We start from the raw sequence: 22,142 nt of genomic DNA, 5'->3' as shown, positions 1-22,142 counted from the left end.
ACTTACTATTCGCTTCTCAATGATTTTACCGGATCAGCCTGTGCGGCCTTGAGCGATTGTGTGGTCACGACTACCAAAGCAAAAGCCAGGGCAAATATCCCGGTAACAGGGAAAATCCACCAGGCTACGTCAGTACGGATAGGGTAGCGCTCCAGGTACATATTCAGCAGCCACCAGGCCAGGGGTGCCGATACCAAAAACGATATGATCACTAACCTTGAGAAATCTTTGGACATGATGGACACAATGCTCATCACAGAAGCACCTAACACCTTGCGTATGCCAATCTCTTTGGTGCGCTGCTCTGCCGTATAAGAAGCCAGCCCAAATAAGCCTAGCCCGGTAATGAGGATGGTTAAAATCGCAAAGAGATTGGCCAGTTTGCTGGTCAGGTTAATGGTTGTGAATTTCTTCTGAAACTCATCATCTACAAAAGTATACTCAAAAGGATAGGCCGAATTATACTCACCAAATATATCTTTTACTGTAGCCAGCGAGGCTTCCAATGCTCTACCCTTAGTTAAACGGATAGTTATTGCGTTGGTCCAGTCCGGATCCAGGATCATGAACATAGGCTTCACCTCCTCATAGGGAGAACCCATCATCACATTATCCACCACGCCAATCAACGTGCGTTTACCTCCCCATAAATCCAGTTCCGTACCGATAGGCTCTTCCAGCCCCATGATATCCAGCGCAGCTTTGTTAATCACCATCGCAGACGTATCGCTAATAAAATCCCGGGAGAAATCGCGTCCTTCCAGTACTTTGATGCCCATGGTCTTGGCATAGTCGTACTCGGTGGCAATGGTGGTAAAGATCACCCGCTGGTCTTCCGGCTTGCCCGGCCAGCCCACAAAGTTGTTGGAGTTGATTTGGGTAATGGAACTGTTGGAGCGCGTTACAGCTTCCACTGCACCACTTTGCAATAGTTCTTGCTTCAGCACCTCGTAGTTTTTACCAATCTCTTCATTGAAGTCTACTGTGATCAGGTTTTCCTGATCATAGCCCAGTTGTCTTCCCTTCACCAATTGAATCTGCTCATAGATCACAATCGTCCCGATGATCAGCAGGATGGAAAAGCCAAACTGAAGTGTTACCAATACTTTGCGGGGCGTGCTGGCTTTCTTGCCTACTTTTACTTTGCCTTTGAGCACTTTGACCGGCTGGAAAGAAGAGAGATAAAATGCCGGATAGCTTCCTGCAATCAGCCCGGTAAGGAGTATCATGCTCAGGGAGAACAGCCAGAACAGGCTGGAAGTATAATCTATTGCCAGCTTTTTTTCTACCAGATCATTGTAGAAAGGAAGCAGCAGTTGTGTCAACAGGATAGCAATCACATATGCAATAAAACTGATAAAGATTGATTCGCCTATGAACTGTCCCATGAGGTCAATCCTACGGGAACCCACGCTTTTGCGTATGCCAACTTCTCTGGCTCTGCGCTCCGAGCGGGCGGTAGCCAGATTCATAAAGTTGATGCAGGCGATGATCAGGATAAATATAGCAATGATGGTGAAGAGGTTGACATAATCAATCATCCCTCCTTTCACGACGCCATTCTCAAAGTTGGAGTACAGCCGCCAGCGCTCCATGGGGTGCAGGAACAGCTCCGGCTTAAGGTCTTCCTCTCCATGCTCAATCAGTATATTTTTGATGCTACTCTCCACCGCTTCTTCACTGGTAGGATCATTCAACTCCAGAAACACCTGGAAGGAATAATTGCCCCAGTTATCTTCGTTCTCTACTACCCAGGGACTCACCTGTCGCCATTGAGAATAGGGAATCAGGAAGTCAAACTCAAAAGAAGAGTTGCTGGGCACATCTTTGAGGATACCGCTCACCTTAAGGTCGCTTTTGTCATCTACCCGGATAATCTGGTTGATGGGATCTTCATCGCCAAACAAGGCCCGGGCAGTAGACTCGGTAATCACGATAGAGGAAGCATCATCCAGCACACTTGCCGCTTCACCATACTGCAAAGGAAACTCAAACATCTCCAGAAATTCTTCCCCTACATAATAACCCTGCTTGATGATAGGATTTTCATCTACGGTGAGCAGATGCTCACCCCCCCAATCGGTTACCACTGAGTTTTTGATGTTTACATCTACATCCTTAACTCCCTGATAAGTAGGTAAAGGTACAGAATTCCAGGAGTTGATTTTCCCATCAAACTCTGCATTGACCATCAGCTGGTACAAACGAGCTGACTTAGGAATAAACTTATCGTAAGACATCTCATCAAATACCCAGAGCAGTATCATGATACTACAGCAGATACCGATAGAAAGACCTGCCACATTGATGAAAGAATACACACGATTCTTCAGCAGGTTACGAATGGTAACAAGGAAATAGTTTTTGAACATAGCGGCGAGGTAGTTTAGCGGGGTAACTCAAGCTTTGGTAAAAAGTAACAGATAATTGAAAATAAAATCCTCTCACTCCTTAGATGCTTAACCTGTACAGTAGGTTGCACCACTCAGCCCGGCAAAACATAAAAGTCAAACATTGTACCGCTACTTTACATCCTGTGTGATATAGCTGCCAAATGTCTCTCTATGCCTGTCTAAGGGCTGATAAAGTAAAATTGATGGCCAACTATTGTTTGATTCAAACTCTTCGGTATCGTACAGAAACGTACAGCACATGTTCATAAGCGAACACTTGTCAAAAATCTTTCCTGTACCCTTACTTAATTCTGGCGACTTTCTAAATATCAGTGCTACCCTATGTCACTCAGAAGAAGTCTTGTTTGTTTAATACGTCGTATATTTTTACCTTTTAAGCATATCAAACTACCACAAAAGCGATACAACATGAATAAACATTTTTACCGCACATTAGCATTCATCATTTTTCCCCTTAGCATTTTTATGCTTGCTGCCTGCCAGAGCAGTACTACCGAAAGCAGCAGCGATACCGAAGCAGAAGCTGCCAGCGATAGCCTAAGTGAAGATACGCTCAATGCCATCTCCGAGCCGCTGGTTTCTGACATTTACACAGCAGATCCTTCCGCCCATGTATTTGATGGCACCCTGTACATCTACCCCTCCCATGACATAGAATCGGGTATACCGCAGGATGATCTGGGTAGCCACTTCGCGATGGAAGATTATCATGTCTTCTCTATGGAAAGTATAGACGGAGAGGTAACCGATCACGGGGTAGCGCTACACGTAGATGATGTACCCTGGGCCAGCCGCCAGATGTGGGCACCCGATGCCGCTGAGAAAGACGGTACTTACTATCTATACTTCCCTGCCAAAGACGAGGAGAACATCTTCAGGATAGGCGTAGCCAGCAGCGACTCCCCTACCGGCCCTTTTACCCCTGAGCCTGAGCCGATTACCGGTAGCTACAGTATTGACCCGGCTGTCTTTAAGGATACCGATGGCACCTATTATATGTACCTGGGAGGTATCTGGGGAGGACAGCTACAGCGATGGAGCAGAGGCAATTATGCAAATGAGGATATTTACCCTGCCGATACCGAACCTGCCCTTACGCCAAAGATAGCCCGCCTAAGTGACGATATGACCAGCTTTGCCGAGGAACTTAAAGACGTAGAGATACTGGATGAGAATGGGGAACCACTGACCGCGGGTGATAATGAGCGAAGATTCTTTGAAGCGGCCTGGGTGCATAAGTACAACGATCAATATTACTTCTCCTACTCTACCGGCGATACCCATTACATCGCCTACGCCATCGGTGATAATCCTTACGGACCGTTTACCTATCAGGGCGTAATTCTTAATCCGGTGATTGGCTGGACCAACCATCACTCTATTGTGGAGTTTAACGGGCAGTGGTATCTTTTCTATCACGATACTGAGCTATCGGGTGGGCAGACGCACCTCAGAAACATCAAGGTTACTGAGCTTACTCATAATCCCGACGGCAGCATTGAAACCATTGACCCTTATCTGGAGTAAACACTGCTTTTATAGTAGAATGACCGCGTCACGGTGACTGGGCCACGGTGACGCAGTCATTCTACTCTTATTATCTTATCCTATATCTAGGCCAGACTACTCTTTACTGTTTTTGCCTTCATCAGTTCTATCGCTTTATAAAGCAGAATAACTTCTGCCAGTTCTGCCGGCAGCAAAACCATAAGTCCCAAAGGGAATAAGAATACCGTCAGAAAAAAACAGGCAGCAATTACTTCTAAGACTCCGGCTATGGTGGCAATGGTACCTAAAGACTTCTGCAGCCTGAAAAGCGCGAGGCCATACACTATGCCTATCCCTCCCAAAGTAATCATGGCTCCGAACAGCACCAGATCACGTGCCAGAGGGCCATAGAAGATAGAAATGATATCGTAAGTAAGGATGAGTGCGTAGCAACCGATCAGCATGACAGCGATTACTTTGAGCAAGTAATTACTGAACAGGCCACCGAGTATTACAAATCCCCGCATAAAGAACACATAAGAGATAAGTACAAATATTTTGATGCTGACATAAAGCGTACTCCCTACGACCATTTCTCCATCAGCAAAGCGGTAATACTCTACAATGCTCTCCGGTATGCCCAGCACAAAGTAAGCGATACCCAATATCCAGGCTATGTTCAGCTGCTTCATCAGAAAGCCGGATGCCTGGCTGAGGTCTACACCGCTTAAGAATAAGCCTTTTACGGAAAACGATTTTATATCCTCCTCTTCCTGTACGGCTATTTTGTCCAGGTCAGCATCCAGGGCGACAAGGATAGTCTTCACGGTATAACTTCTGGGAGTAACTTCTCCGGTTTCTATCCGCTGTATGGTCCTCACGCTGATGTTACACATGTCTACCAGTTCTTCCTGCGTGAGTCCTTTGGCTTTTCTTAGTTCGGCTATTTTTCTACCTAAATCTGGTTGTCTCATTGGTCTTATAAGCTTTTGGAGATTACAAATAAGCCTGATACTTCGGTATTATAGATGCCTTGATTGATAATATTGACACTGTAATCATGAGTATGGCTTTTTGATCTTTCAGCAATTTTGCCTTTAGACCTAAATTGTGCAAGGTATTGGTAGAAACTTCACCCGACATTCACCCGACATTTGGCATACCGTACTGTACCTCAGTGTATAGAGAACACTCTTTAATCTTTTTTTATCTGCTATAGTATTTATAATAATGAGCCTGGGGAGCAACATTTACTTTGTTCAGTAAGCTATTTCTTCTACTTCTGAAGAGAAATGATAGTCTTGTTTTTGGTCATAATCAGTAAAGAGGTTTACTGATAGCTGCACAGAGTCGCCCGGGGCCAGGTTTTCAAAGCGCGCTTCATTAGGATGCATTCCCTCTTTGTATCCGAGAATCAGCAAGCGGAGCTTGGCAGCCTTTATCGTTTGCTTATTATTGTTCTTGACAAAAAATGCGTAATGCGCATAGCCGTTTTCATCTTCGTACAGGCTTTTATGTCCGATTTCCAGCCCTTTCTTAAGTTTTTCCTTTTCCTTATCCAGGGCAGGTTCGCAGCCCATCAGGCAGATGAATAAGGTAATAGCCCATATCCTGTACTGATACTTTGTAGTCTTTAGCATACGTCTGGTGTTTAGTGTTTATGAATAGGGAATTACCTCTTTGCTGGTAGTTGGTGAATTGTAGTTTTGGAGCAATGAATAGAACTCCTCAGATCAACCAATGTTTAGGATATATTTTTCCTGTATATCCCAATCAGAAAAAGGAAGAAACCTATAGGGTTACTCCCGCTTCAAGATTAGCGGATAACTGACTGACAAAGCGCGCCATAGGCGCACCGTCCATCACATCATGGTCCAGCAAGACGGTCATGTGCAACACTTCCCGGATAACGATCTCATCCTTTATCCCTCTGGGCTTTCTGATGATACTGCCTATGCCAAAAGCCAGCGGGTGTACAGAAGTAGGAATGAACCAGCCGTTTACCTTGCCCATCATCCCGATAGAGGTGATAGACACATTGCCCATCTTATGATAAGCCAACTGAGGATGAGCCAGCAGATAATGCCAGAATAAGCGCCTGACAAAAGCTGGTAAGACGTAGTAAAGCTGCTCCCACCGGCTGCTCCTCCGCTGAAGTACAATATCATCCTTATCAAGGGGATTCTCCCGGGCCTCCTGTATCTGCTTCGTGATGGATGCAAGGCTTCGTTCATTGGCTTTTTCTATGAGCAGCGGCATAGGCACCTTATAGCCATTCAGTTCTTTTTCCACGATGATGGAAACATTGATGTCGCTGAAGAGGATAAGGCTTCGTTTTCCTTTCAGGTAAGCCGCTGCCTGTTCGTAATCTTTGAGCGTATGGCTGATGACTTTGATCAGCCAGGCGGTAAAGGAAACCTTCTCATGCTGCTGCCGGAGTTTTTCTCTGCTCTCCGTAACATCTACCTCAATCAGTGCGGCAATGTGGTGTTTCCTCAGGCCGAGGGAAAACACATCATGCGTAGCGATCCTGCTTTTGGGGAACTGTTGCACCCTATAATCAGCCATTACTGATAGTTTAAGTACACTGCCTGAAGTTTATTTTTATATCCTGTCCAGCGTATGCTTGGTCAACTCACTCTCAGTGTCGCCGGTATTTAAAGTTGAAGCAGGTTCAAACAGCATCACACTCACCTCTTCTTCTGCCACAGGCCGGTGTTCTATGCCCCGGGGTACGATCAAAAACTCTCCTTCATGAATCACCTCTGTCCTGTCGCGATACTCCATCCGGAGCGTACCTTTGATCACCAGGAAGAGTTCATCCTCCTGCTCATGCGTATGCCAGACAAACGCTCCCTTCAACTTAGCCAACTTGACGTGCTGCCCGTTCAGCTCACCTACAATCTTGGGCGACCAATGCTCGGAGAATAGTGATAGCTTTTGCGCGATGTTTACTTTATCCATAAGTTCTTAATTATTCAGCAGTGTTGCTTTGCATGTTTGTCACCTTATGTACCTTTCCTTCCTGGTCATAGGTAATCCACTCGCCTACCTGTTTTCCCTCATCAAAATAGCCGGAACGCTTGAGGCTGCCATCCTTCCTATACCATTCCCAGTAGCCATGCATCTGCTCTCCCAGCATTTTACCCCGGGCACAGACGCTGCCTTCCTTATGATAGTGTGTATATTCCTGCTCTTCCATATGTATTATTTGTATGATGACTAGGGATTTGCTTTGCTGATGCGGCTGTGGATGTCATTAAGCTGCATCAGGGCAGCCGAACCGTACCAGGGGTGCAGTTCCATCTCCAGCCGTCCGGCCTGTATGGCGGGATCGGTCTCGGTGAACTTACGGGCTTCTTCTACGTCTGATACATTAAACACATAAATACCCCTCAAAGCCCCTCCATCCAGCATAGGGCCGGCCAGTACCAGCTTACCTTCCTCCGCCAGCCTGCGAATATTGGCCATATGGGCCTGCTGTAGCTGCATAGCCTCGGTAGAATCCTGACCCTGATTAGGCCCCGCCCTGAGGAAGGCCATCACATACTGCCGCATCCCATACTGATCTGCCCCCAGTTCAGACGCCAGCAGAGAGTCATACCCCACTTCCGCAGCACCTGCCGGTGTATCCGCAGTCATGCTTTCCTGACTGCCGCTGCCATTACATCCTATCAGCAGCAGGAAGAGGAGTAGCAGACATCCTACCTCAGCAAGCAGGTTCAATCTGAAGGTGGGGATAGAAGGCGGTATCATCATCGTTAGGTTTAGGCTTGATGCATATACAGTACTAAAGATAACAGCTCGCCCGGACTTCTACCAGCCCGGAGGGCTACAAATGTATCCAATAAAGTTCATTCTCCCTCTGTCCATAACTCCCATCCATCCCGCAGTGCAACGGAGGGATCTTATCGACATTGAAGTAAAAGAGGGAAGTGTAGTTTCTTTTAGCTTACTACAAATTGGATGTCATGAGCCTCTTTTGGAGTAGGTATTTCCAACTTACCGATCATATTTTCAATCACCTTCTCAGGTACTTTATGTTGACGGTTATGGTTTTGAGCAATCAATTGCTTATACGGGACTTCCAAGTAGATGAGCTTTGCTCTTCCTCCATATTCTGTAAAGAGCGAAATCCATTTGCTACGCATATCACTGGTAATATTCGTGGCATTAAACACAAATGATTTTCTCGCACGCATAAATTCCTTTGCCTTTTCTTTTCCAAGTTGAATCACCTGACCATTCTTCTTTTTATCCGTAGGCTCTATTTTATTTTCTCTGCGTATGTCGTCTAAAGAAAGAATTGGTAGATCAAGATTTTGCTTGATGTAGGTGTCTTTTCCGCTTCCTGGCAATGCACACATTACGAAAACATCAAACTTCAGATCATCAAATGGAACATAATCAGGCGAATTATCAGGTTTATTCAAATATAAGTAGCGCCCATAGTCAGACTGAAACGCTCTTTGTATTCCGAAGCATTTGTTATCTCTGCATAACTCATTGAAAAGTTCTATGCGTAACAGTATCTCCTCCTGATCTTTACAAATTCTCCCCAGAACATCTGCTTTAGCTAGCATAGAAAGGTGCTTTGTATTTACCACCAAGCTTGCGCCAATCACCGCTTTATTTGGGTCTGACTTTTCAATGGCCCAAAGAGGCAGCCCGTGAAGTCTTACCAACTTGCAGATAGCCTCTCGGATAGGAAAGGACGTAACAATATCCTTATACAATATCTTTCGGGCAGTAAACTCTCCTTTCTTTGCATGTTTAGGGGAGACTATTCGTTCATTTCCATCAATAACTTCGGTAGTGGTAGTAGATCGCTTTTCTACGTCATGAAGCAAAGCAGCACTGAAAAGAACATGCTTGTCTTGTTCACTAAGTGAGTTGAATTCCGGCAACCTAATTAGGGCTTCAACTACCATTTTCGTATGGGTAAACACATCCCCTTCAGCATGCCATATTTCATCTTGAGGCACACCTTTCATCTCCCGAAACCAATCATATCTGGATTCTATGGCATCCCAATTTACGGGTTCACCAACTTCATATAGGGGAAACTTCCAGATCATAGCTTATTCATAAACTCATACCCAAACCACTTATACTTTTCATAGTCAACCAAAGAGGCAGGTTTCCATGATTTAGTCCAGTGAATATCCGTCTTAACATGCGACTGCCGTACTAACTTGAATAGATTATCAAATTCATTATCCGCTACGGGAAGATCACCATTATTTGTTATATAGTCAGCTTTGTTTCTGACCACAAACCCTTCTGAGCAATCTTTATGAGTGAGCGGGTCATAGCCCCCAAGAAGCCCGGAGGTTTCCACACTTTCTTCCCATGCCATTCCCAAATTCTTTATTAGCCAGTTTCTAAGTATTTGGTTCTCATCTTTATCTTCTTCAAATACTTCTTTAAGCTCAGTTGTAACAGGTACTTCCGGCACTACAGGAAAATCAAGCATGGCTGCATAAAACTTTACTTCTTCCCATGAAAGCCATCTGTCACCTTCACGGACAGCAAATACATAGAAATATGATTCAAGCTGCTTATACGCAATAGAGTGAATCCCATACATGTTCTCGCCAAAGATTTCAAGATCATTCAAGTCGTTCTTAATCAACTTCCACCTTTCACGCAGTGGCTTATCCCAAGGGTGTTCAGTAGGGGCACTATGAGAACGGGCAAATACACCGTATTTACTAAGACAGTTGTTTTGCCCATCAAGCTTTTCAGTAATTACCAATGCTTCCTTTTCTGCAAATGATTTTATGTAGCCATCAGGCATAAACCTGTCATCTGAGGTTGTACCCAGACTGATCTGTGCATGGAGGCTTCTACAATATTTTCGTGACTCATTCACTCTCGCAATCTGGTTTGTATGGTTAAATTTTCTTGTGCCGTTGCCTATATGCTTCTCACCTTAAACCTACAAATATAATGAAGTTTATAAACTTCAGCTTATCTATAAAACCTAAGTGGACAATACATTGCGGCAAAGATTCCTCCTTCGTCGGAATGACAGAACTAAAGAATTATCCATACTCTCCACCCTGCTGTCATCCCGGAGGGATCTTAGCCATGCTGAAGGTATATAGTTATCTTGGTCATTAAGCTTAGTGCAATAGAAGTGTATCGTGCGGACGCATTACAAATGTCCGGCGTGGAGCCCGAGATAGGAATAAAGTATAACGCAGTTTCACAGCAGTAAGCAAGTTTACGGATGCTTCCGGAAGCGTACTTTCGGGAGTGAGCAAGCTGTTACTCTATTGCTGCTACCTAATAACCGCTGGTTAGCATGACCAACACCTATGTCAGATGCTTCCCCTCCGTGGTGAGCATGCACCAGAGGTGGGTAGGGTATGTCCCCACGGGGGTGGGCGTAAGGCTGACGTAAGTTTTTGCGCGCTCTCCGCGGAGGGCACGCACTTTACCGCTTACTTTTAGGCGCCCTCCACGGTGGGCACGTCCCGGAAGTAAGGTTTGTACATCCCCACATCGGCGGGTGTAAGCTTGATGTAGGTTTCTGCATCCCCTCCAAGGGTAAAATGCACTGCTTAACTGTACATTTGCCCCAAAAGCCGGTATTTTTAGCTATTGCACTCAGATACTAAATGAGATTGGACAATGAAATGAAGATCATGGAAGCCGCCCAGCTGGCGCTTTCAGGTACGGTGCGGGAGGAGAGTGTCCGCCTGCAGATGGAGCCTTACGGGCTTACGCCTGCTTTTCAGCAGCAGGGGAATACGCTGATTGAGAAGGCCAAAGGCTGCCAGAGCAGGCAGATGAGCCTCTACGATGAGCAGTGGAGCATATCGCAGCAGCTTAATGCTGAGCTGGATGCGGTACATGGGCTGTTTAAGGAGCATGCCAAGGTAACGCGTATGGCACTTCGCAAAGAGCCTGACCTGCTGCATAGCCTTAAGGTAGAGCGCTTTGTGAAGCAGGCCTGGCCGCTGGTAAGGCAGGCAGGGTATTTCTACGGCCGTGTGCTGGAGCAGGAGCTTAACCTGCAGCCCTACGGCATCAGCAAGAAAGAGGTGGAGCAGGCCAGTGCGGCGGTCAACCGTTTGCTGGAACTGAAAGAGACGCGTACCCACAAGAAGGGGCTGGCAGAGAGCTGCACGCAGGAAAAGAACGCTGCCTTCAAGGAGTTGCGCGATTGGGTAAGCAGGTTCCGTGCCATCGCCCGCCTGGCGTTCAAAGACAACCCACAGATGCTGGAGATATTCGGCATACAGGTCCTCAGCAAGGTATAATGTACGTCCCTGAATGATTCCCCTGCGGTAGTTTTACAAAAAGTAAAGCTATGGCAGGGGATTATTGAATGAAAGTAGCCGCGTAATACCCTAAGATTTTTTCCTTGCAGCTTCTCTTTTCTTTTTCAGCATCGTTAGTTCCTTTTTGATGTATGACTTTTCCTGCTGAAAACTCATATGCTCAAACTGCTCATTTAATTCCTCCCTGATTGCTCTCATTCTTTTAACCATACTTTCTTTTTCAATCGTGCTCATATCCGAATATTTCTTTAGGAGTTCTTATTCATAATATACGCATCACCTAAATTACAGATTCCTTTTGCATAGGATTAATCAGGCTTTTACCTTCTTCAGCCTGCGCCTCAGGCGAAACATAAAAAAGGTGGGCACTAAGGCAATGCCCAGGCCTATCAGCAGTCCCTGCAGTACATACTTCATCGTCTGCGGTGTATCAATGTCATGGCGATGGTTCCAGATCTCCACGATTCTGCCCTCCTTTATTCGGAATACATTGATGATGGGAATCTCCCCCTTTCCTATTGCTACATTCCCCAGCAGGGTCTTAGGCTCATAAGCGGCGGTCCAGCGGGTAGCCACCAGATCACCTTCCGCAATCTGGTAGTCCATCTTGCAGTGTAAGGTGCCATTATTCCAGAAGAAGTCGGCGATCTTCTTTTGCTCCAGGGCAGTCTCGGTCACTCCTTTTCTGTCTCCGATATCATGCACCACATAGGTATCGGCTACGTAATCCGCATAGCGCTCGGTATGATTACTAAACCAGAGGTCCTGGTAGAAGCGGGCAACGATCTCTTTGTTGAGCTCAGTCTGGCTTTTTGATTCCAGACTGTCCTGCTGAGCATATAGATTGATACTAAACAGTAACATAAGGGTGAGGCTTAGCGTATTTTTCATCGTTTATGCATTTTGTTTGATGCAAGCTACTGCATCATGCATCAACGCTGTTAATGCGAAAGGTCACAGGATTAGTGCCAGCGGACGAAATGAAGCTCAGAGACCGGAGGGTAGCTCTCCAAAATACTTCTTATAAGCCGCGGTGAAATTAGAAGGGTGGGCATAGCCTAAGGCATAGCTGAGCTCGGTAGGGCTTTTGCCCTGTGTGCTAAGCTCCTGCCGGGCGAATTCCATGCGTATCTTATTCCGGTATTCAAAAGGGGGCATACCGAATAGCTGCCTGAAGGAGGTTTTGAATTTGGTAGTGCCCATATTGGCCTGCCGGGCCAGTACTTTCAGGGAGGGGACTTCCCGGGCAAGCGGGTCTCGCAGCACCGCCATTACCCCAAACAGGCTCTTGATATCTTCGGGGTGCAGCTTTTCGGCCTCTTTGACTTCCTCATGTTGCTTAAGTTTGTCAAAGTAGCGCTTCAGGAAGTCCAGGATAAGCGCGTGACATCTGATTTTATCCAGCATGCTGTTTAAGGCGGAAAGGAGTATGCTTTCCAGTCGCGCATCCAGCTCTTCATAAACGATATTCTTGTTCATATCCATCACCTGCTCAGCTGCACCGAAGTAATCCTTCAGGAGCGAACGGCTGAAGCGTAGGGTACAGACTTCGGAAGGGGTATTGGTGGGGAAGTGGGTACTGATCTCCAGCCCGGGGCCGTAGAGCAGGGTACCGATGGGCAGGTGTTTCTGAAAAGCAATCTTATCACCATTCACCTCTTTGATCTGCTTCACATGGGAGAGGTTGATGTGTACCACAAACCAGTCGGTATCTGCCGGGTTGACCGACTTCATATCAATCGGAACCTTAAACTCGGTCAGGCCGAAGTGATAAAACTCCAGTTGTCCGGGAAACTCAACATATTTAACGACTGCATTCTTTGTTCCTATATCAGGATGTATCCGGTAACCCTCTTCTGTAGGGATAAGCTTGAAGTAGCGGGCAAACTGCTCCTTTATATTGGTATTGATATCTATGAATACATCCATAATGGGTAGAAGGCGGCTTTTGGATTGCTGTACAAGATAAGCCTGTGCAGCGCATTTTACAAGTCTCCTGCCTGGCACTCCTTATTGGCAGTTGGTACATTACTTCCAGTCCAGCACCAGCGCTAGCGGAAAGTGATCGGAGCCTATGTAGGGCCCTTTAGCCCGTTGGAGCACTTCTACACTATCACTTACCAGCGCATGGTCAATGCTTACCGAGAGGATGAACCAGCGGGCATGCCAGCTGGGCAGCAAGCCGAAGCCCAAACGGGTATCTCGCAGCGATGTCCCTTCGGTGATCCGCTCAAAGTTGGGAGAGAAGCTACTACAGTTGAGGTCGCCCATCAGCAGTATTTCTGCTTCCGAGTCTTTTAGCAGTTGGTTGAGCTTTTGGAACTGCTCATTTCTGGCTTCAAACTGAAAGGCACCTACCGGAGGCACAGGATGTGTACCGATGATCTGTAGTACCCTGTCCTCATAACGTACAGAACTCACCAGCGTAGGCATATTTGCTTTGCTTAGAACCAACTCCCGGCTATCCCCTAAGGGAAGCTTGCTCATTAGGCCAATGCCAAAGTTATCTTCCCTGATCAGCTTTTGGGTGTAAGGGTAAGTATTGTCCAACCCACTAAGTGCTTCAGCCCATCGTTTGTTAAACTCCAGGAAGAGTACGATATCAAAATTTTCCTCCTCTATATAGCGGATCACCTCCTCATACTGATGGTTAGATGATAGCAGGTTGATGGAGCAAACTTTCAGCCCCTGCTCTCCGCTCTCGTCCGGTGCCGGGAAGTAAAACTTATAGAGGGAAGTAATGATGAACAGAGACGGCAGCGCATTGATCAGGAAAGCTACTTTCTGCTTACGGATAAAGGAGATGATCAGCAGCAGGAAGAAGTACAGCAGGAAGTATACCCTGAAATGTGTAAAAAGGTCAAGCAGCCAGCTATGCCTGCCCAGAAAGCCCAGTCCAAAAGCCAACACCCCGACAAGGGTTAGGGCACATAAGATATTCTTCTTCATAAGTAAAGTACACTGTCAGATCACGTTTGCAAAGCTAAGACAATAGCCCAGGCTGCGAACAGTTATCAGACTTTTTGTAGGCCAAAATCATAACGTTCGTGTACTACTCGTTTCAACATGCCTAATTGTCCGCAGTGCCACATGGTATGTTTGATGTTCCAGTCCAGGGCTTCAAACTTGGTTTTGGCAATGGGGTGTGGTGTACGGGTGGGTTCTAGCGGTTGCTCAAGGTCTTCCGGAGATAGTGCACGAATAACCTCCAGTGATTTACTTTCCATCAGCATTAAATGCTCATGAAGCTGTTGGGGTGATACTTTTCCCCGGGCACCAGAAGGTGCGGCATTGGTGTAGAGGGTTGCATACTCACGGAGAGGCACTTCCTCCATAATATCCGGCTGATGTCCCACAATGGTCATGACCGAGTGAAAATAAAAACTCATGATCAGGTGCCCTGCCTGCCAGCTTATGGTGGACTCCATAATGTCAGGCATGATGTCCCACCTGTCATGGGGAATGCCAGTGAGCAGCTGATTGGTCCAGTCATAAGCGCCTTCAGTTTGTCTAGCCAGGAGTTCTACGGTATTCATGGGATTGGATTTTTAGTTTTGCTGTTTGTTGTAGTATGCGCTTATCCATTAAAATTAAGTCTTACTATCGCTTTGCATATGTTTGGCTTGTACTTTTCTATATACCTCCTTCATATGATTCTCAAAGTTAAGCTCCCATTGCGTACCTAACCTTTCCCATGCTCTCCTGAAGTTATCTCTCTGCATCCAATCTTCCATGTACCTATTCCATCCTTCCCACTGTAGCTTCTTGATTTTTGAATCCTGATCGCGATACATCAGAAAAGCCCTTTCAAATAGGGAAATAAGTATTTCAAATATTATGAGCTCACGTGCATTTTGTTCGGGGGAATACTCACTTTTACCTTTTTTAGCTATATGATAAATATCCAGGTCGTGGTTTTCTAGACACAGATTGAGAAAATCAATGTACTTATCATCCAAGGCATTATAAGTACCATATTCGCGTTCTTTCCTTTCCTTGGATTTTTGCTGCCAATAGACATATATAGCAGATGGTACTCCAAATAACGTCACTAAGAGGGCGCCAATCTCTAGGTATAATTTATACTCTTGCATTTGACCCGATCATATAAAATGTAGACTTAAAAGAAACGAATCTTTGCCAACCAATTTAGCTATTTCATTCAGCAACTTCCTAATTACATTTCTGCAAATTGAAATTTACATGCTCAAAAAGCTGTTTGATATACTACCCCTTTACTCCTACTTATTAAAACTATGCCTGTCATATATCAGAGAAACCCTGTAAAAATTGCAGTCAGCATACGCTTTCTCTTCTTAAGTAAGGTAAAATACTGTCACAGTTTCTGCCAATTTGACATTTTATACTACATAACAAGGCTATACATTGTCATATTTTGAATTGGCATCTGATTTGTTTAAAATATGGTAGATCATGATCTAAGTTTTATTCTAACTTAATCACAAATGTTTTAACGCTCACGGCATCTAATAACAGGCTGTAGCGGCTGATTAGCGAAAGCTTATTTGTTTAATGTTTCACTTTTAAAATGAATAAAACCATGACACTTATGAAGAGAAACGGAGATTATGTACCTGAGAGGTATGTTCCCTCTGTATCACGATTCTTTGACGACTTTTTTACCCGTGATTTATTTGACTGGCCTTCTTTTTCCAATACCAACACTACCATCCCTAAGGTGAATGTGCAGGAAAACGACAATGACTTTAGGGTAGAAATGGCAGCCCCCGGTATGAAAAAGAATGACTTCAAAATAGAGCTGGATAATGATATGCTTACCATTTCTTCAGAAGTGAGCCATGAAGATGAGCATGAGGAAAAAGGCAAGTATTCAAGAAAAGAATTTAGTTATCAGTCATTCCAACGTTCCTTCCGCTTACCAGAAACGGTAGAAGCTGATAAGATTAAAGCAAAGTACGAAGATGGTATCCTCAAGCTGGTCATCCCTAAAAGGGAAGAGGCAAAACGTAAACCAGCCCGAACCATCAATATCTCATAATCCTTTTTGTAAACATTCAGGTGGTGTGTCCTGCAACAGGATGCACTACCTTATTTTTATTCATTTGTGTGGAAAGAAAATGCAATCAATCATGAAAACCTCTTTTCTTGACTACTACAAAATGATTCTGGAAAAGGTAAGTTTTGACCGTCAACTGCTTGCCAAAGAATATCGCAAAGCCCTTAATATACTGCATACCCACGAAGCCCGGCAGCTTGATCAATGGATGAAAGCCAAGGGGCTACAAATCAATAACACCTTCAACAATTCTACATATCAGGGTACAAGGGTCAGCGCTTAAAAAAAAGGCAAGTCTTATAGAATAGGGCTTGCCTTTTTTATTGCTTATGCATAAGTGCTAATGCTTTTTCTTTACTTTCTTTTGTTTTTGCTGTCCGGGCGCATACTGCCTGGCAGATTTAGCACCTGTCATCTTTTTCATCTGTCCCGGTGGGATATGCTGACCTGAGGGGGCAGGCCCCGTTGTGATAATGGTAGAGCTTCTACAGCCCATGCTAAGCGCAGAAAAGCCAATAAGTAATGCGGAAAAATATAAAGTGATTCTTTTCATAATGGGTTTAGTTGATCCACTTGCAGGATACAAACATTATGCGCAATAGCTTAAAAAGATAAATAAAGACGGTGCAAACAGTACTTAAAACAATTTATACTTACCTTAATACGAGACAAAGTATTATGCTACAACCCAACAACCTATGCTACGATTCGCTGCTAAGCAATTTTTTACAGCTCTGCTGATTAACAGCTTATTCCTCCTATTCATCTCTGTTCACTCCGCAGAAGCTCAGAAGGTGGATAATAGAGGAGAAGAAGTATCCATCCATGTCAATTTTGCCCAGAACATAGGGCCTATGAAACCCATCTGGGCCTGGTGGGGACATGATGAGCCTAACTATACTTACATGAAAGATGGACAGAAACTACTGACCGAGCTTGCTGATTTAAGTCCGGTACCGGTCTACATGCGGGTCCATAGCCTGCTGGTTACGGACGAAGGTCCACGAGCGGCACTCAAATGGGGTTCTACCAATGCATATACCGAAGATGAAAACGGCAATCCGATATACGACTGGACTATCATTGACAGCATTTTTGATGCTTATATTGAGAGAGGTATGAAGCCTATGGCACAGATAGGATTTATGCCCAAAGCATTATCTACTCAACCCGAACCCTATCGCCATTTCTGGCAACCGGGTGCGGAATACGACGACATATATACCGGCTGGGCCTATCCACCCAAAGATTATGAGAAATGGGCCGAGCTGGTGTACCAATGGGTAAGGCACAGTGTTGAACGCTACGGAAAAGACGAAGTGGAAAGCTGGTACTGGGAACTGTGGAATGAGCCTAACATTGGTTACTGGCGCGGCACTACTGAAGAATACATCAAATTGTATGACTATACCGCAGATGCGGTAAAAAGAGCTTTACCTACTGCCAGAATGGGTGGGCCGGAAACCACCGGCCCGGGTTGGGATGAGGCTGCTGATTTTCTTAGCACCTTCCTGGACCATGTGCTTCATGGAAAAAACCATGTGACCGGTGAGACGGGTGCTCCACTGGATTTCATTACTTTCCATGCCAAAGGCAGTCCCAAAGTAGTGGACGGCATGGTACAGATGAATATGGGGCAACAGCTCAGAGATATAGACAAAGGTTTTGAGATCGTAGCCTCCTACCCTGAGTTTAAGGATTTGCCCATTATCATTGGAGAGTCGGATCCCGAAGGCTGTGCTGCCTGCTCGGAAGCGGATTATCCCCACAATGCCTATCGCAATGGCACCATGTATTCCAGTTATACTGCGGCTTCATTTGCCCGTAAATATGCCCTGGCTGATTATCATGGGGTGAACCTGCTGGGGGCCGTCACCTGGGGCTTTGAGTTTGAAAACCAGCCCTGGTTCGCTGGCTTCCGGGATATGGCTACCAATGGGGTAGATAAGCCGGTATTAAATGTATTCCGTATGTTTGGGATGATGCGAGGACAGCGAGTAGAAGTAAATGGCAGTACCGAAACCAGTTCCAGCAATACACTCACGGCCAGTACAGAAAATGACCTAGCCTATGACTTCAGAGCAGTACGGGACGAAAGTGTTAGAGGAGAACAGGCGGATATCAATGCCCTGGCCGCCATCCACGAGGATGAGGCTACAGTAATGATCTGGCATTATCACGATGACAATGTAGAGGCACCAGTCGCCAATGTAACCGTAAAGATGGAGGGCATTCCAACTTCTCAGGTACTGTTGCATCATTACCGCGTGGATAAAGAGCATAGTAATTCTTATGAAGTATGGAAAGCCATGGGTTCTCCTCAGAACCCTACTGCCGAGCAGGTCGCCGAGCTTGAAAAAGCAGGACAACTACAACTGCTTACCTCTCCGAAATGGGTCAATATTGAAGAAGGAAGTGCTACCATTCAGATGCAACTTCCCCGCCAGGGTGTATCTTTGTTAAAGATGAGTTGGTGAGATTGGACACATGCTTTACTCTATAACAAAGCGTACGCTTGTTTTCTTTTGGACTACTGCAAATAACAAAAGAGCCTGAAACTATTCCATAGTTTACAGGCTCTTAAATAAGTTTTACTTATTCGTTATCAGCAACTACATAAAATTAACGACCCACACTAGTCTCACCTGCACGATGCTGATATTTGGAAAGTATCATTACCACTGCTTCATTGATCTCCTCCTGTCGGTTCTCAGTATCGGTATCTAATACACCAGAAGCATATCCTTGCCAAACCAGTTGCTGCTCGTTTTGGTCAATCAGTTCAATCACCACATCACCTTCTTTCTCACTGTCGGCTGAACGATAATTATTATATCCCCATCCCCAGTAAGAATAAGGGCCATAAGCGTAATTCTGAGAACTTCTCTCTTCCACCAGGACTCTGGCATTTACCAGCAGGTCAGGATTGTTTTCGGAAAGTGTATAACCTTTGCCTTCCAGTTCACGCTCAATAGCTGTCTTCAGGCGCTTCTTGTTTAGCGTATTGTAGAAGAGAGGATTATTTTCACCTTCCTTTTCATCATGCTGAAATTCATCAGACCAATAAAATGTCTCATACTGGCTAAATTCAGCATCTCTGTCATAGTCAGTATTTACCATCAAATTAGGACTACAACCCACAAATATTAAAGCTGCTCCTACTGTCATTATTAATTTATATGATATTCTTTTCATTGTTTTCAGTTTTTTGAGTTCAAAAAATGTGTTTGTATACACATCAACACAACAGCATTTGCATGGGGAAAGTTGGTTATTATCAGGTTTTATAAAACACAACTAACTGATTATCATAAATATATATGAGAATCAGACCAGCTTGTTACACTCTCCTTCGCTTACCCATTAATTTTAATTTATCCGATGCACCTGATTACACTACTACATGTAGTAGTATCAATTACTAATTATAGCTATTAAGCCTATCAGCATTAGTAAAAAAATAGGCTAAGACAAGGGATTGATGATAAGATATGCAGCTTATAGCTTTGCATTAATTTAAAATAAGTCTAAATAAAATAATGATACGTACTTTTACTCATCACCTATTATTTATTCTATGTCTGGGAATCGGCATGATTTCCCTTTCTTGTGATGTTGCTTATGCACAATCTGTCGGAGCCATCAAAGGGAGCATACAGTCTCCCGGAGGAGATCCGCTGGCTAATACCAATGTAGCATTGCAGGGAACCAGTCTGGGGACCTCTACTGATGAAAAGGGAGCGTTTACCATCACCAACGTACCGGCTGGTAACTATACCCTGGTAGCCACCTCTGTGGGATACACAGCAAAGAAACTGAATGTCAATGTGAAGCCAGGAGAAACTACTACGCTTGAGTTGCAACTGAGTGAATCTGCTTTGGAACTGAACGAAGTGCAGGTCAGCGGACAAACAGACTCTTATAAGGTAGATATTCCTTCTCCTACCTTACGCATCAGAACACCCCTGATAGAAGTCCCTCAGAACATTCAGGTGGTCAACCGGGAGATCATAGAAGATCAGCAGATTTTTGACATGCTGGAAGGTGTCTCACGCAATGTCAGCGGAGTCACCCGGCTAGAGCACTGGGACAATTACGCTCGCCTTAACATGAGAGGTTCACGCATTGCCCCTTTCAGAAATGGTATGAATATTCAGTCTGCTTGGGGACCGTTGACAGAAGACATGTCTATGGTAGAACGTATTGAGTTTGTAAAAGGACCTGCCGGCTTTATGATGGCCAATGGGGAGCCTAGTGGTTTTTATAATGTAGTGACCAAAAAGCCTACCGGCATCACCAAAGGAGAAGCTACTATTACTGTAGGTAGTTTTGATACTTATCGCGCTACTACCGACCTGGATGGTAAGCTTAGCGAAGATGGAAAACTACTTTATCGCCTCAACCTGATGGGACAGGCTAAAGGTTCGCATCGCCCTTATGAATACAACAATCGCTACACAGTAGCTCCGGTACTCAAATACCAGATTGATGAACGGACTTCCATCACAGCAGAATATACCTATCAGTACGCTCAGACTGGGCCTATTGGCTCTGCCTATGTATTCTCAGCCAATGGTTACGCGGACTTACCGCTGGACTTTACCATTGCCGAGCCAAACATGGACCCATCTACCATTCACGACCATAGCTCATACTTCATTCTGGAGCATCAACTTTCTGAAAACTGGCAGTTGACTGGTCAGGTAGCTTATTTCAACTATCAGGCAAGTGGCAGCTCTTTCTGGATAGCCGGAGTGGATGAAGCAGGAAATATGCAGCGTACTGTTAGCATCTGGGATGCCTTAAACATAGGTAAGTTTGGACAATTTTTTGTCAATGGTGATGTGCAAACTGGTGGCGTCAAGCACCGCATCCTGGCCGGGCTGGACTTAGGCTCTAAGCGATATATTGCTGACTGGAACCAGACTGTGAACCTGAACGGAACAGTACCTTTCAATATTTACGACCCCGTATATTCCGTGCCTTTGGATTCTTTACCTCAGTTTGATCGTACCCGCAGCCTGCGCCAACGTGCCGGAGCCAATATTCTGAGCCAGTCTTATTCCGGAGTTTATGTGCAGGATGAGCTACACTTCTGGGAGGATAAAATACGCCTGACATTAGCAGGAAGAATTACGTCTACCCAAGATAGCCAGTATGGTACCGGAACGGATGAGACTAAGTTTACTCCCCGAGCAGGTCTGAGCGTATCTATAAACCCTCAAACCTCTGCATATGCACTCTATGATCAGGCTTTTGTCCCTCAGGCGGGTGCAGATGTGAACGGTAATGCTTTTGATCCTATCACTGGAAATAACCTTGAAGCAGGCTTAAAGAAAGACTGGTTTGATGGTCGCTGGAACTCTACTTTGGCAGTTTACCAGATTACTAAAAATAATGTACTAGTGGCAGATCCTGAAAATATCAATTTCTCCACTCAACTAGGTCAGACGCAAACTTCAGGAGTAGAACTGGATGTAAAAGGTGAGATTTTGCCTGGCCTTACCATGATCTGGAACTATGCCTATACCAATTCTGAGATTACTGAGGATACTGATGAGTCTAACATTGGCAATCCTGTCCCAGGTTTTGCCAAACATCTCACCAATGGATGGATGGCTTACCGTTTTAGCAATGTGCTAGAAGGCTTCGGGATTTCTCTGGGTTATCAATGGCAGGTAGATCGTACTACCTGGTCCTGGGCAGGCAGCACCGGACAGGAAGCTCTGCCAGACTATTTTCGTATGGATGGCTCTGTTTCTTGGCAAAACGACAAATTTAATGTTGCTCTAAATGTTAACAACCTACTTGACGAGTACCTTTACTCCGGCTCTGCCTACAGTACTTATTACTACTGGCAGACCGAAGCGCCCAGAAATTTCCGTTTATCATTAGGTTATAAATTTTAAA

24 protein-coding genes are annotated in these 22,142 nt (G+C 45.1%); 7 read left to right on the top strand and 17 right to left on the bottom strand.

What is annotated here, in order from left to right; translation table 11 throughout:
• Nucleotides 1–5 precede the first annotated feature (5 nt).
• Complete coding sequence (locus WJR50_RS19320; RefSeq protein ID WP_341294956.1) at nucleotides 6–2,372, bottom strand: ABC transporter permease; 2,367 nt, start codon at nucleotides 2,370–2,372, stop codon at nucleotides 6–8.
• 450 nt (nucleotides 2,373–2,822) lie between these two features.
• On the opposite strand from WJR50_RS19320, the gene WJR50_RS19315 reads away from it, so the two are divergent.
• Nucleotides 2,823–3,941: a glycoside hydrolase family 43 protein gene (locus WJR50_RS19315; RefSeq protein WP_341294955.1), complete on the top strand. Its 1,119-nt coding sequence runs from the start codon at nucleotides 2,823–2,825 to the stop codon at nucleotides 3,939–3,941.
• An 86-nt stretch (nucleotides 3,942–4,027) separates the two neighbouring features.
• Here WJR50_RS19315 and WJR50_RS19310 read toward each other — a convergent pair whose 3' ends face one another.
• From WJR50_RS19310 to WJR50_RS19275, 8 genes are all read right to left on the bottom strand, one after another.
• Nucleotides 4,028–4,876: a helix-turn-helix domain-containing protein gene (locus tag WJR50_RS19310; RefSeq protein ID WP_341294954.1), complete on the bottom strand. Its 849-nt coding sequence runs from the start codon at nucleotides 4,874–4,876 to the stop codon at nucleotides 4,028–4,030.
• 285 nt (nucleotides 4,877–5,161) lie between these two features.
• Nucleotides 5,162–5,542, bottom strand: coding sequence for a hypothetical protein (locus tag WJR50_RS19305; RefSeq protein ID WP_341294953.1), 381 nt, complete (start codon nucleotides 5,540–5,542; stop codon nucleotides 5,162–5,164).
• Nucleotides 5,543–5,693: 151 nt separating this feature from the next.
• Entirely contained in the window at nucleotides 5,694–6,470 is a 777-nt protein-coding gene (locus tag WJR50_RS19300) for a 2-oxo acid dehydrogenase subunit E2 (protein ID WP_341294952.1), read from the bottom strand.
• Nucleotides 6,471–6,506: 36 nt separating this feature from the next.
• Entirely contained in the window at nucleotides 6,507–6,866 is a 360-nt protein-coding gene (locus WJR50_RS19295) for a cupin domain-containing protein (RefSeq protein WP_341294951.1), read from the bottom strand.
• A gap of 10 nt (nucleotides 6,867–6,876) precedes the next feature.
• Complete coding sequence (locus WJR50_RS19290; RefSeq protein ID WP_341294950.1) at nucleotides 6,877–7,104, bottom strand: toxin-antitoxin system YwqK family antitoxin; 228 nt, start codon at nucleotides 7,102–7,104, stop codon at nucleotides 6,877–6,879.
• Between the two features lie 20 nt (nucleotides 7,105–7,124).
• Nucleotides 7,125–7,661, bottom strand: coding sequence for a YciI family protein (locus WJR50_RS19285; protein WP_341294949.1), 537 nt, complete (start codon nucleotides 7,659–7,661; stop codon nucleotides 7,125–7,127).
• Nucleotides 7,662–7,849: 188 nt separating this feature from the next.
• Complete coding sequence (locus WJR50_RS19280; RefSeq protein ID WP_341294948.1) at nucleotides 7,850–8,980, bottom strand: AAA family ATPase; 1,131 nt, start codon at nucleotides 8,978–8,980, stop codon at nucleotides 7,850–7,852.
• Complete coding sequence (locus WJR50_RS19275; RefSeq protein WP_341294947.1) at nucleotides 8,977–9,777, bottom strand: RNA ligase family protein; 801 nt, start codon at nucleotides 9,775–9,777, stop codon at nucleotides 8,977–8,979. The genes WJR50_RS19280 and WJR50_RS19275 overlap by 4 nt, the downstream gene beginning before the upstream one ends.
• Nucleotides 9,778–10,232: 455 nt before the next feature.
• Here WJR50_RS19275 and WJR50_RS19270 point away from each other — a divergent pair, with 455 nt between their 5' ends.
• A complete protein-coding gene (locus WJR50_RS19270; protein ID WP_341294946.1) occupies nucleotides 10,233–10,361 on the top strand; it encodes a hypothetical protein in 129 nt (42 codons plus the stop codon).
• Between the two features lie 167 nt (nucleotides 10,362–10,528).
• Nucleotides 10,529–11,173, top strand: a complete 645-nt coding sequence (locus WJR50_RS19265; protein ID WP_341294945.1) for a PQLLE family protein — start codon at nucleotides 10,529–10,531, stop codon at nucleotides 11,171–11,173.
• A gap of 90 nt (nucleotides 11,174–11,263) precedes the next feature.
• On the opposite strand, the gene WJR50_RS19260 is transcribed toward WJR50_RS19265, so the two are convergent.
• From WJR50_RS19260 to WJR50_RS19235, 6 genes are all read right to left on the bottom strand, one after another.
• A complete protein-coding gene (locus WJR50_RS19260) occupies nucleotides 11,264–11,428 on the bottom strand; it encodes a hypothetical protein (protein ID WP_341294944.1) in 165 nt (54 codons plus the stop codon).
• 78 nt (nucleotides 11,429–11,506) lie between these two features.
• A complete protein-coding gene (locus WJR50_RS19255; RefSeq protein WP_341294943.1) occupies nucleotides 11,507–12,085 on the bottom strand; it encodes a nuclear transport factor 2 family protein in 579 nt (192 codons plus the stop codon).
• 96 nt (nucleotides 12,086–12,181) lie between these two features.
• Nucleotides 12,182–13,123, bottom strand: coding sequence for a helix-turn-helix transcriptional regulator (locus WJR50_RS19250; protein WP_341294942.1), 942 nt, complete (start codon nucleotides 13,121–13,123; stop codon nucleotides 12,182–12,184).
• A 99-nt stretch (nucleotides 13,124–13,222) separates the two neighbouring features.
• Nucleotides 13,223–14,143: an endonuclease/exonuclease/phosphatase family protein gene (locus tag WJR50_RS19245; RefSeq protein ID WP_341294941.1), complete on the bottom strand. Its 921-nt coding sequence runs from the start codon at nucleotides 14,141–14,143 to the stop codon at nucleotides 13,223–13,225.
• Nucleotides 14,144–14,208: 65 nt separating this feature from the next.
• Nucleotides 14,209–14,730: a DinB family protein gene (locus tag WJR50_RS19240; protein WP_341294940.1), complete on the bottom strand. Its 522-nt coding sequence runs from the start codon at nucleotides 14,728–14,730 to the stop codon at nucleotides 14,209–14,211.
• A 54-nt stretch (nucleotides 14,731–14,784) separates the two neighbouring features.
• The gene (locus WJR50_RS19235; RefSeq protein ID WP_341294939.1) at nucleotides 14,785–15,288 is read right to left on the bottom strand and encodes a hypothetical protein; all 504 of its coding nucleotides are present in this window, start codon (nucleotides 15,286–15,288) and stop codon (nucleotides 14,785–14,787) included.
• Nucleotides 15,289–15,764: 476 nt separating this feature from the next.
• Between WJR50_RS19235 and WJR50_RS19230 the strand changes: the two genes are divergently transcribed.
• Both WJR50_RS19230 and WJR50_RS19225 read left to right on the top strand, forming a co-directional pair.
• A complete protein-coding gene (locus WJR50_RS19230; RefSeq protein ID WP_341294938.1) occupies nucleotides 15,765–16,214 on the top strand; it encodes an Hsp20/alpha crystallin family protein in 450 nt (149 codons plus the stop codon).
• A gap of 91 nt (nucleotides 16,215–16,305) precedes the next feature.
• Nucleotides 16,306–16,515 (top strand): hypothetical protein, encoded by a 210-nt coding sequence (locus WJR50_RS19225; RefSeq protein ID WP_341294937.1) that lies wholly within the window; start codon nucleotides 16,306–16,308, stop codon nucleotides 16,513–16,515.
• A 57-nt stretch (nucleotides 16,516–16,572) separates the two neighbouring features.
• Here WJR50_RS19225 and WJR50_RS19220 read toward each other — a convergent pair whose 3' ends face one another.
• Nucleotides 16,573–16,785: a hypothetical protein gene (locus WJR50_RS19220; protein WP_341294936.1), complete on the bottom strand. Its 213-nt coding sequence runs from the start codon at nucleotides 16,783–16,785 to the stop codon at nucleotides 16,573–16,575.
• 145 nt (nucleotides 16,786–16,930) lie between these two features.
• On the opposite strand from WJR50_RS19220, the gene WJR50_RS19215 reads away from it, so the two are divergent.
• Nucleotides 16,931–18,709 (top strand): GH39 family glycosyl hydrolase, encoded by a 1,779-nt coding sequence (locus WJR50_RS19215; RefSeq protein WP_341294935.1) that lies wholly within the window; start codon nucleotides 16,931–16,933, stop codon nucleotides 18,707–18,709.
• 145 nt (nucleotides 18,710–18,854) lie between these two features.
• On the opposite strand, the gene WJR50_RS19210 is transcribed toward WJR50_RS19215, so the two are convergent.
• Nucleotides 18,855–19,427 (bottom strand): DUF4136 domain-containing protein, encoded by a 573-nt coding sequence (locus WJR50_RS19210; RefSeq protein ID WP_341294934.1) that lies wholly within the window; start codon nucleotides 19,425–19,427, stop codon nucleotides 18,855–18,857.
• Between the two features lie 344 nt (nucleotides 19,428–19,771).
• Here WJR50_RS19210 and WJR50_RS19205 point away from each other — a divergent pair, with 344 nt between their 5' ends.
• Complete coding sequence (locus WJR50_RS19205; RefSeq protein ID WP_341294933.1) at nucleotides 19,772–22,141, top strand: TonB-dependent siderophore receptor; 2,370 nt, start codon at nucleotides 19,772–19,774, stop codon at nucleotides 22,139–22,141.
• Nucleotide 22,142 lies beyond the last annotated feature (1 nt).

It is taken from the genome of Catalinimonas locisalis, assembly GCF_038039535.1.
In the GTDB taxonomy this organism is placed as follows: Bacteria; Bacteroidota; Bacteroidia; order Cytophagales; family Cyclobacteriaceae; genus Catalinimonas.
The sequence above is the reverse complement of the archived record's forward strand: the minus strand, read 5'-3'. Positions and strand labels throughout refer to the sequence as shown.